Origin of the sequence: Acidovorax sp. sic0104 (genome assembly GCF_019219095.1) — a bacterium.
In the GTDB taxonomy this organism is placed as follows: Bacteria; Pseudomonadota; Gammaproteobacteria; order Burkholderiales; family Burkholderiaceae_C; genus Acidovorax.
This window is the reverse complement of sequence record NZ_JAHUWH010000035.1, coordinates 1-8,684: the sequence shown is the minus strand read 5'-3', so window position 1 is coordinate 8,684 and position 8,684 is coordinate 1. Positions and strand designations below refer to the sequence as shown.

Below are 8,684 nucleotides of genomic sequence, written 5' to 3'. Positions count from 1 at the left end.
CCACCAGCGATGCAGAAAAGCTCGGCTGGAGCTACGTGTACGGCGAAGACGGCACCCTGCTGGGTGAATACGGCTCGGGCGGCGCCAACAGCGCAGGCACGGCCCAATACCTGTACCTGCCCACCGCCTCAGGCCCCATGCCCATTGCGGCAGTCATCAAGGGTCAAACGTATGCCATCCACAGCGACCACCTGAACACCCCCAGAAAGCTGACCCAGGCGGACGGGCAAGCCGTTTGGCAGTGGGAATACAGCGCGTTTGGCGATGAGCAACCCACCACGGCGGCCAAACGCTTCACCAGCGAGACCACCACCCCGACGACGGGCGCCACCAGCGTGCCTGAGGTGACCTTCAACCTGCGGTATCCGGGGCAGTACTTTGACGCGGAGACCAAGCTGCACTACAACTACTTCAGGAGCTATGACAGCCGGACGGGGAGGTATATGCAGGGGGATCCGATTGGGTTGAGTGGTGGCTTCAATCGGTTTGGATATGCGGGGGGAAACCCGATACGATTTTCCGACCAGTACGGCCTTCAAGCGACGACTTTTGCTCCTCATCCTCTTTGGATTATTCCTGCGGCGTGTCTTGCCACACCTGCATGCAGGGAATTTTGCTCAAAGCTAGGAAACGACTTCCGAAACTGGATGAACTCTGAGGGAAGTGGCGGCAATGTGCCGCCAATTCCTGAAGATCTTGTGGGTGATCAAAGTGATCCGCGAGCAGGTCCGAACAGAGGCGGAGGAAAGCATACCAGCGGGCCGTTGACAGAAGAAAATGGGGGAACTGGAGAATTCTTGCCAGACCTTGACAAATTAACGGGTGGTGCCCGCCCCTGGCGGCCAGGTGACAAAGCTCCGCCAGGCAGCCTGATCGGTGAAAATGGAATTTTTGGCCGCCCTACGAATAGTGGTGGCGGCCAGAGCATAGACATTCCAGCAAACGGGAAAAAACCCCATGAAACCCTACATTACCCCTGAGATCTTGCCATCAGGAAAGAGGTTGCTTTCATTTCAATACGAAGGCACAAACCGGCATGAGATTGAAAATCTCCTAAAATGGAATCATATAATAGGTTATTCCATGCCGGAGGGGCACACATTTCAATCGGCCTGGATATTCAGACTAATTCTGCGCGAAGGCATCTTTTTGGAATTCTCTTCGGCTTGCACTCAGGTGATAGGCTGGCAAGAAGTAGGGAGTCTCAATATTCTTCTCAAAAACTCAACCGAAGTAGGAGTTTCAGATGAGGAGTTAATTCTGAAAACAATTGAAATTTCAGAATTTCGAATTGAGAAGCTTGAAAAGATGGTCCACGAAGACGCAGACGTGATATCTGAATGCGGGCTAATTTTCAGAGGACCTCATGACCAAGAAATAGTTATCGCAGTCGGCACCCCCCCAGGTTCTGTATCGATTTTCTCTGAATTTTCTCATGGAGCCTTTGAGCCGCAGTTTTTAACATCCTCCTGTTATCGAGCCTCTGTTTAATTTTAGATAAGATGTGTTTAGCACCCGTCGGCCCTCCTGAACTCGCGGTAGCCTTTGCGACGCTTGCCCCGCGCCTCGCTTGGGCCGCTGCAACAGGCCCGAGCCAGGCTTACTGAATCTCAAGAGTAAGGCGCGCGTTCGTGCCGAGTTTGTGGCCGGCCGGCTGCGGGCACCGGCATCCGCAGCCTGATGTACCTGTCGGACCTGGACGGGCTGTTGATTTGGGGGTGCGGACGAAAACTTGGACTACTAGAAGGTAGTTCATGTATTCCTACGAAAACAGAATCCGAGCAGTTGAGCTCTTCATCAAGTTGGGCATGCGAGTCAGGCCCACTATCAGGCAGTTGGGATACCCGACCAAGAACTCATTGAAAGGTTGGTATCGGGAATATCAGCAGCGCCAGGACTTGCCTAAAAGCTATGCAGGGCGTGAGCCCAAGTTCTCACAGGCGCAAAAGGCTGCCGCCCTTGAGCACTACCTCACCCATGATCGATGTATTGCAGCCACCATGAGGGCCCTGGGCTAGTGCTGCAGGGCCGACTCCAGTTGATTGGGACTGTTTCAGGCTGGAACATCGTCATTCGCTCGTTGTGCGATGACCGCAGCGAGCGGGAGCAGGCGCTCAGCGAGTCTCCGTGGGGCATGGGCTGCTAGAAAGTCTTCGAGCAGCTGTTCGGCGGCGCGCCGACGGCATTCACAGCTTCTTGACGCAGTTAGCAACCAGGTGATTCATCGTGGAACCATTTGCGAAATACCCCAGTAGGTAGTTGCGCTCGGCGGCTGGCAGGGTTCGTGTCCCCATCGCGGCTGCCCAGCTCCTCCAGTTCGAGGCACCCGATTTCAGGATGCGCGACCGAATGGCCTTCAGACCGAACGACTGATCGGGAATTTCGAGCACCTTTGCGGCGGCTATCTCGAACGCGTCGCATCGCTCGTAGACGCCCATCACCAAATCACCGTACTTGACCGTCTCGCTCAGATGGTCTTCGGCTATGACGGCAAGCCAGAAAAGCTGGTACTCCAACAAAACGGCGTCGGAATCCAGAAGCCCTACGAAGCCCTCTGCGATGACGTCCTTGTCGTCCGACGCCGCCACGACCTTGTATAGCTGCTTGGCGATGTTCGGGTGCGATCTCCGTGGATCCTCCACCATCTTTGGTCTCAATGCAGCATTCGGCTTCGGAGGCAGCGCAGATGGATTTGGTGGAAGCGGCTCACGAGGACAGCCGGTGGGTGGTGGTGGTATCACTATTGGCGGCGGCGCTGGCGTACAGGGGTATACCGGTAAGTCTTTTACTGGAGTGGAATTGTTTGGTGGAAATGACAGTTGCACATGCAAATAATTAAGATTTGATGTACTTTTGTTATTCGTGAAAAAAATATCAATCAGCATTTTGAAATTTATTGCTGCCTCGTTAGGGCCGGCATGCATTATTTATGCAGTTTCGATATTTGAAAAATACCATTCCAATGGAAAAGATATATCTGACGAGCTATTTAATGTGGCTTTGATTAATCATGGTGTTACAAGATATGTAACAGAAGAGCAAAATAGAGAGTTTTATTTTTTCTTGGTGTTGGGGGGAGTCGTTTCGCTGGGTATGATTGCTATTATTTTCTTTGGGGGAAGAAAGCAAGATATTAACAATACGGGCGACTCCTAAATAAATTGCAAAACTTTGACTCAAGGTTAATTTTGGTGTGTAAATGCGAGTTCGTTGGAGCGGCCAAAGGGTTTTCATGCACCGGACTTTGTTGCATAAATCGAATTTCGGATGGTATGACCCCAACCCCAGACGGACCTGTGCCACGGCAGCTTGTTGATTTCCACGCAGAAGTGACCCACTAACCCCCAGTGGGTCACTTCTGCGTGGAAATCAACAATCACACGTAATTTGGTGTCAGGCGGTCGCCTCTTCCAGCAGCCGCTTTCGCACTTCCTGCGCCGCCTCCACCATGTGGCGCAATGCCGCCTCGGTCTCGGGCCAGCCCCGGGTCTTGAGGCCGCAGTCGGGGTTCACCCAGAGGTTCTCCACAGGGAACACCTCGGTGGCCTTGCGCAGCAGTGCCGTCATCTCTTGCACGCCGGGCACGCGGGGCGAGTGGATTTCGTACACGCCGGGGCCGATCTCGTTGGGGTACTTGAAGGTGCCGAAACCCTGCAGCAGCTCCATGTCCGAGCGGCTGGTCTCGATGGTGATCACGTCGGCATCCATGACCGCGATCTCGGGCAGGATGTCGTTGAACCCGCGGTAGCACATGTGGGTGTGGATCTGGGTTTCGTCACGCACGCCGCTCGCGCTGATGCGAAAGGCCTGCGTAGCGCGCTGCAGGTAGGGCTTCCAGCCCGGGCGGCGCAGCGGCAAGCCTTCGCGGATGGCGGGCCACGTCCCCGTAGATGATGGGCGGCTTCACGCAGCGCAAGCCGTAGCTTTGCACCCGGCCGTTGGCGGTGAAGGCAAAGCCGTCCAACTGTTCGCCGAAGTACTCCACCCTGTCGTGGCGCCGGGCCTCGCCATGCACCAGCACGTCGATACCCAGGGCTTCCTGCTTGCACACGGCCAGCTCGATCTCGGTCTGCATCTTCTGCTCAGGGGGCCTCAGTCCGGTGCGTACTTGTCGCCCACCTGCTCGCGCAGCGGGTGGGTGTCGTACACGATGTTCATGTCGCGGATTCGCGGGCTGCCCGCATCGAAGGTGAATACGTCCACGCAAGTGAAGCTCACCTCGCGTCCGTCGTTCAAGGTCCAGTCATAGCGGAAGTACGCAGCTACGCGCACCGCGTCCTGCGGGGTGGACTTGGTGGAGGCGAACACGTCCAGCAGGGTGATCACGCTGCCGCTGGAGGCCTGGGCCAGCTTCCTGAAGAAGTCGCTCGCGCGCATTGTTCCCAGGAACGGGGAGTGGACCTGGCCGTCTGCCTCGAAGCAGGCGATCAGGCCCTCGGTGTTGCTGGCGTGCAGATGGGCCAGGTAGGTTCTGACGGTGTCGAGCGGCTGTGTGGTCATGCGGTGTCCTTGGAAGGTTGGGTTGGAGGGAGCTTCCCGCCAAACGCCCTGCGCGACAAGGGAGAATGGGCGGCAACACATAAACATGGCTTATGTATCTGCTCCACCTTCAATACCTTCAGGCCGTGATCGAACACGGCAGCTTTGCCGCAGCTGCGCAGGCCTGCGGGGTGTCCCAACCCGCCATCAGCCAGGGCATGAAGGCCTTGCAGGCGCGCTTTTCCGCGCCCTTGTGGCTGAAGGAGGGGCGCCGCCTGGTACCCACAAGGCTGGCGCGCGCCCTGGCACACGAAGCCCAATCGCTAGGGCAGCGCATCGACGGTCTGGCCCAGGCGGGCACAGCTGTCGGCGGGCGCCGTGTGCTGCGCGTGGGGCTTACCTCGTCCGCCGCCATGGTGTGCGGCCCCTTGCTGTACCAGGACTGGTGCCTGCCGAATCCCCGGCGCACTCTTGCCATGGAGACTGCGGATGAGGGCAGCCTGCTCGCGGGTTTGCTGCAGGGGCGTTTGGACGCCGTCATTGCGCCCCGCCCGCGCGGGTTCTCGCACCCCGACGTGGTGGAGCGGCGCCTGTATGAGCTGCAGCCGCGAATCTATGCGCGCAGGCGCCATCCCCTGGCGCAGGCCCGTGCGCTGTCGGACCTGAAGGGTGCGGCCTGGGCCTGCGTCGGGCCCAGCGTGAGCGGGCCCGTGGATGTGCTGACCGAGGCACACCGGGTGCGGCGCATGCCGGCCCCCCGCATGACGGTTCGCTGCCCCGACTTTGCCAGCATGCTGCACCTGGTGGGCCAGTCCGAATTGCTGGCTGTGGTGCCGCACCCCGTGCTGCTGGGCGCGGCTGCGCCGCTGCTAGCCCCCTTGCAGTTGGCCGAGTCATTGCCGTTGTACGGCATGTGGCTGTTCGAGCTGGGTTCGCGCCCTTGCGGCGTGGGCTTGGAGTCTTTGGATGTCCAGCATTGATGCACGCTTTGCAAGGAGGCGGATTTTTTGAAATGCCTGTTGCAGGCCGTCATAATCCAGCTCCTTCATACCCCACCAAAGGCCGCTGCACCATGCAACCCTCGTCCACTGCCCCGTCTTTCGTCCGCCCGCTGATCGCGTCGCTGGCGCTGGCTTTTTGCGCCACCCTGGCCCATGCAGCGCCTGTGGCCGATGTGCATGCCCTGGCCCAGAAAGAGCAGCAGCCCCTGCTCGACACGCTGCGCGACCTGGTGCACATCGAGTCGGGCAGCAAGGACATCGAGGGGCTGAACCAGATAGCAGAGCGCATCGCGGGCCAGCTCAAGCAACTGGGCGGCACGGTGGAGGTGCTGCAGACCAACGACATCTACCGCCTGGACGACACGCCCGAGAAGGTGGGCCCCGCCGTGCAGGCCGTCTTCAAGGGCACAGGCAGCAAGAAGATCATGCTCATCGCCCACATGGACACGGTCTACCTGAAAGGCATGCTCAAGGGCCAGCCTTTCCGCATCGATGGCGACAAGGCCTATGGCCTGGGCATTTCGGACGACAAGCAGGGCATCGCGCTCATCCTGCACACCGTGGCGGTGCTGCAAAAGCTCAACTTCAAGGACTACGGCACGATCACCGTGCTGATCAATGGCGACGAGGAAATCAGCTCGCCCGGCTGGCGCAGCACCATCACCCGCGTGGCGGCAGAGCACGATGTGGTGTTCTCGTTCGAAGGCGGCGGTACCGACGGCACGCTGCGTCTGGCCACCAGCGGCATCGGCGCGGCTTACCTCACGGTGCAGGGCAAGGCCTCGCATGCGGGTGCCAAGCCCGAGGACGGCGTGAACGCGCTGTACGAGCTTTCGCACCAGCTGCTGCAGATGAAGGACCTGTCCAGGAACGAAGAAGGCCTCAAGCTCAACTGGACCGTCTCCAAGTCCGGCACCAACCGCAACGTGATCCCTGCCGAAGCCACGGCCCAGGCCGACGCGCGCGCGCTCAAGGTCACCGATTTCGAGGGGCTGGAAAAGACCCTGCAGGAGAAGGTCAAGACCCGGCTGCTGCCCGCCTCCAAGGTGGACGTGAAGTTCGAGGTGCGCCGCCCTCCGCTCGAAGCCAGCGAGGCGTCGCGCCGCGTGGCCGGCTACGGCAAGGTCATCTACCAGGAGCTGGGCCTGCCGCTCAACGTGGTCGAGAAGGCCACGGGCGGCGGCACAGACGCAGCCTTCGCAGCCCTCAAGACCAGGGGCGCGGTGGTGGAGGGCATGGGCCTGTCGGGCTACGGCGCCCACTCCAACGATGCCGAGTACGTGCAGATCAATACCATCGTGCCGCGCCTGTACCTGGCCACGCGGATGATCATGGACATCTCGCGCGACAAGCTCAAGTGAGATTGCAGGCTGGCCGCAGGCTGCTTGCCTGCGCCGGCAGTCACAAGCTCAGGTGCCTGGAACGGGCACGCTCACGGAGCCGGTGGCGTAGAACGATGCCAGGTTGGTGAGCACCAGGTCCGCCATGGCGCGGCGCGTTTCATGCGTGGCGCTGGCAGTGTGCGGGGTCAGCACCACGTTGTCGAGCGCCATCAGCGCCGCAGGAACCTGTGGTTCGTCCTCGAAGACGTCCAGTCCCGCGCCGGCAATGCGGCCTTCGGCCAGTGCCGAGATCAGAGCGGCTTCATCCACGACACTGCCGCGGGCCACATTGATCAGGAATCCCTGCGGCCCCAGTGCATCCAGTACCGCGCGGTCCACCATGTGGCGGGTGGCGGGGCCGCCTGCGACCGTCAGCACCAGGTAGTCGGCCCAGCCTGCAAGCGCCGTCAGGGACTCGAAGTATTGCAGGGCTGCGTCGGGGTTGCGGCGCCGGTTGTGGTAGCCCACCTCCATGCGAAAACCGCTGGCGCGGTCGGCCACGGCCTCGCCGATGCGGCCCATTCCGACGATGCCCAGGCGCTTTCCCGAGACCCGGCTGCCCAGGGCGAACCGGCCCTGTGTCCATGCACCGCGCCGCACGAAGCGGTCGCTGGCGGCAATGCCGCGCGAGACGTCGAGCATGAGCGCAAACGCCATGTCGGCCACGCAGTCGTTGAGCACGCCAGGCGTGTAGCCCACCTGCGCGCCGCGTGCCTTCGCGGCGTCGATGTCCAGTGCATCGAAGCCCACGCCAAAGCTGCTGATGACCTGCAGGTGGGGCAGCGCTGCAATGACCTCGCCCTTGAGGCCGATGGACGCCGTGGTCACCACGCCAGAAAACTCGGCCCCGTGCAATGCCAGGAAGCCCGCCGGGTCAGGCTGGTCGGACAGGCAGGTCACGTTGTAGCGGGCGGCCAGTTCGGCCTCCAGCGCGGGGAGGGGCAGGCGGCCGATTTGCAGGATGCGGGGCAGGGCGGTGGTGGTCATGGATGGCGGGTGGGGCTCGGTGTGCCGGTAGGGGTGCAAATGAGAAGCAAAAGAGAAGCGCGGGCGCGGGTGGCCGGTAAAGCCAGCAAAGAAAAAAGGGCCGCATCGGCGGCCCTTGGTCGGGAAGTCGCTCAGGCGACCCGGACGGCCTGACGGGCCAGCAGCTTCCAGCTGCCTGCCTGCTGCTGCCATACGCCCAGGATCTTGATCTGCACCTTGCCAGGCTTGCCCGAATCGTTCGTGTCTGCGGTGAGCGTGTGGCGCACGATGGCGGTGTTGCCCACGACCTTGATGGTCTGCTCGGTGATCGCGATGGTCACGAAGTCGGACTTGCCGGCGATCAGGTCGCCGATGAAGCTGTCCTTGGTGTCCACACGGCCGCCGGAGTGGCCGTAGCTCAGGTCGTCAGCCACGAGCTGGGCCAGCGCTGCCTGCGTCGGGTCGATCATCGCCACGCGCAGGCGTTCTGCCGCAGCGGCCACGGCCTGTTCGGTCGACGCCGACGACGCGGCGGGCGCATGGGTGGCACAGCCTGCGAGGGCCGCCACGGCCAGGACGGTGGCCGTGGTGAGAATCAGCTTTCTGAACATCTTGTCTGTCTCCGTTGTTATGTGTGATGGATGAAGAGTGAAAAGGCGTGCCGCTGGCTCGCCCCGCGTCCGTGCACGGCCACACGCGGGGCATTTCTTGCGTTTGCGCAGTGCTTATTGCGGGCCGAGCTTCTTGATGAGCGCGGCGAGTTCTTCCATCTCGCTGGGCTTGAGGTCGGTGAGCGGCGCGCGCACGGGGCCGCCGTCGTGGCCCACGATCCTGGCGCCCGCCTTGATGATGGAGA

The 8,684-nt window shown here is 61.0% G+C and carries 9 protein-coding genes and 3 pseudogenes; 6 read left to right on the top strand and 6 right to left on the bottom strand.

From position 1 onward, the window contains the following. From KW835_RS26480 to KW835_RS26470, 3 genes and pseudogenes are all read left to right on the top strand, one after another. The coding region (locus KW835_RS26480) for an RHS repeat domain-containing protein (protein ID WP_304505178.1) at positions 1-980 on the top strand (980 nt) is incomplete at its 5' end. Continuing rightward, positions 958-1,491: a hypothetical protein gene (locus KW835_RS26475; RefSeq protein WP_218387737.1), complete on the top strand. Its 534-nt coding sequence runs from the start codon at positions 958-960 to the stop codon at positions 1,489-1,491. The genes KW835_RS26480 and KW835_RS26475, both read left to right, overlap by 23 nt. Before the next feature lie 263 nt (positions 1,492-1,754). Then, positions 1,755-2,015 (top strand): annotated as a pseudogene (locus KW835_RS26470) (IS3 family transposase); the annotation flags it as partial. 171 nt (positions 2,016-2,186) lie between these two features. On the opposite strand, the gene KW835_RS26465 reads toward KW835_RS26470, so the two are convergent. Then, the gene (locus KW835_RS26465; RefSeq protein ID WP_218387736.1) at positions 2,187-2,645 is read right to left on the bottom strand and encodes a hypothetical protein; all 459 of its coding nucleotides are present in this window, start codon (positions 2,643-2,645) and stop codon (positions 2,187-2,189) included. A 217-nt stretch (positions 2,646-2,862) separates the two neighbouring features. On the opposite strand from KW835_RS26465, the gene KW835_RS26460 reads away from it, so the two are divergent. Then, positions 2,863-3,156, top strand: a complete 294-nt coding sequence (locus KW835_RS26460; RefSeq protein WP_218387735.1) for a hypothetical protein — start codon at positions 2,863-2,865, stop codon at positions 3,154-3,156. A 237-nt stretch (positions 3,157-3,393) separates the two neighbouring features. Here the strand turns inward: KW835_RS26460 and KW835_RS26455 are convergent. Together KW835_RS26455 and KW835_RS26450 are read right to left on the bottom strand one after the other, a co-directional pair. Continuing rightward, positions 3,394-4,132, bottom strand: a pseudogene (locus KW835_RS26455) (hypothetical protein); the annotation flags it as partial. After that, on the bottom strand, positions 4,093-4,500 hold the full coding sequence (locus tag KW835_RS26450; protein ID WP_218387734.1) for a nuclear transport factor 2 family protein: 408 nt from the start codon (positions 4,498-4,500) through the stop codon (positions 4,093-4,095). The pseudogene KW835_RS26455 and the gene KW835_RS26450, both read right to left, overlap by 40 nt. Positions 4,501-4,592: 92 nt before the next feature. On the opposite strand from KW835_RS26450, the gene KW835_RS26445 reads away from it, so the two are divergent. Both KW835_RS26445 and KW835_RS26440 read left to right on the top strand, forming a co-directional pair. Then, complete coding sequence (locus KW835_RS26445) at positions 4,593-5,459, top strand: LysR family transcriptional regulator (RefSeq protein ID WP_218387733.1); 867 nt, start codon at positions 4,593-4,595, stop codon at positions 5,457-5,459. A gap of 92 nt (positions 5,460-5,551) precedes the next feature. Then, positions 5,552-6,841 carry a M20/M25/M40 family metallo-hydrolase gene (locus KW835_RS26440; RefSeq protein ID WP_218387732.1) on the top strand — a complete coding sequence of 430 codons (1,290 nt, stop codon included), beginning with the start codon at positions 5,552-5,554 and terminating at the stop codon, positions 6,839-6,841. Positions 6,842-6,889: 48 nt separating this feature from the next. Here the strand turns inward: KW835_RS26440 and KW835_RS26435 are convergent, their stop codons facing one another. The 3 genes and pseudogenes from KW835_RS26435 to KW835_RS26425 form a co-directional block, all read right to left on the bottom strand. Further along, a complete protein-coding gene (locus KW835_RS26435) occupies positions 6,890-7,849 on the bottom strand; it encodes a 2-hydroxyacid dehydrogenase (protein ID WP_218387731.1) in 960 nt (319 codons plus the stop codon). 131 nt (positions 7,850-7,980) lie between these two features. After that, complete coding sequence (locus KW835_RS26430; RefSeq protein WP_218387730.1) at positions 7,981-8,439, bottom strand: nuclear transport factor 2 family protein; 459 nt, start codon at positions 8,437-8,439, stop codon at positions 7,981-7,983. Positions 8,440-8,553: 114 nt separating this feature from the next. Further along, a pseudogene (locus tag KW835_RS26425) lies at positions 8,554-8,684 on the bottom strand (5-dehydro-4-deoxyglucarate dehydratase); the annotation flags it as partial.

What these genes read in the sequence shown, in the direction of transcription:
- KW835_RS26440 (WP_218387732.1), top strand. Translation starts at nt 5,552, where the DNA reads ATGCAACCCTCGTCCACTGCCCCGTCTTTCGTCCGCCCGCTGATCGCG.
- KW835_RS26445 (WP_218387733.1), top strand. Translation starts at nt 4,593, where the DNA reads ATGTATCTGCTCCACCTTCAATACCTTCAGGCCGTGATCGAACACGGC.
- KW835_RS26435 (WP_218387731.1), bottom strand. Translation starts at nt 7,849, where the DNA reads ATGACCACCACCGCCCTGCCCCGCATCCTGCAAATCGGCCGCCTGCCC.
- KW835_RS26430 (WP_218387730.1), bottom strand. Translation starts at nt 8,439, where the DNA reads ATGTTCAGAAAGCTGATTCTCACCACGGCCACCGTCCTGGCCGTGGCG.
- KW835_RS26450 (WP_218387734.1), bottom strand. Translation starts at nt 4,500, where the DNA reads ATGACCACACAGCCGCTCGACACCGTCAGAACCTACCTGGCCCATCTG.
- KW835_RS26475 (WP_218387737.1), top strand. Translation starts at nt 958, where the DNA reads ATGAAACCCTACATTACCCCTGAGATCTTGCCATCAGGAAAGAGGTTG.
- KW835_RS26465 (WP_218387736.1), bottom strand. Translation starts at nt 2,645, where the DNA reads ATGGTGGAGGATCCACGGAGATCGCACCCGAACATCGCCAAGCAGCTA.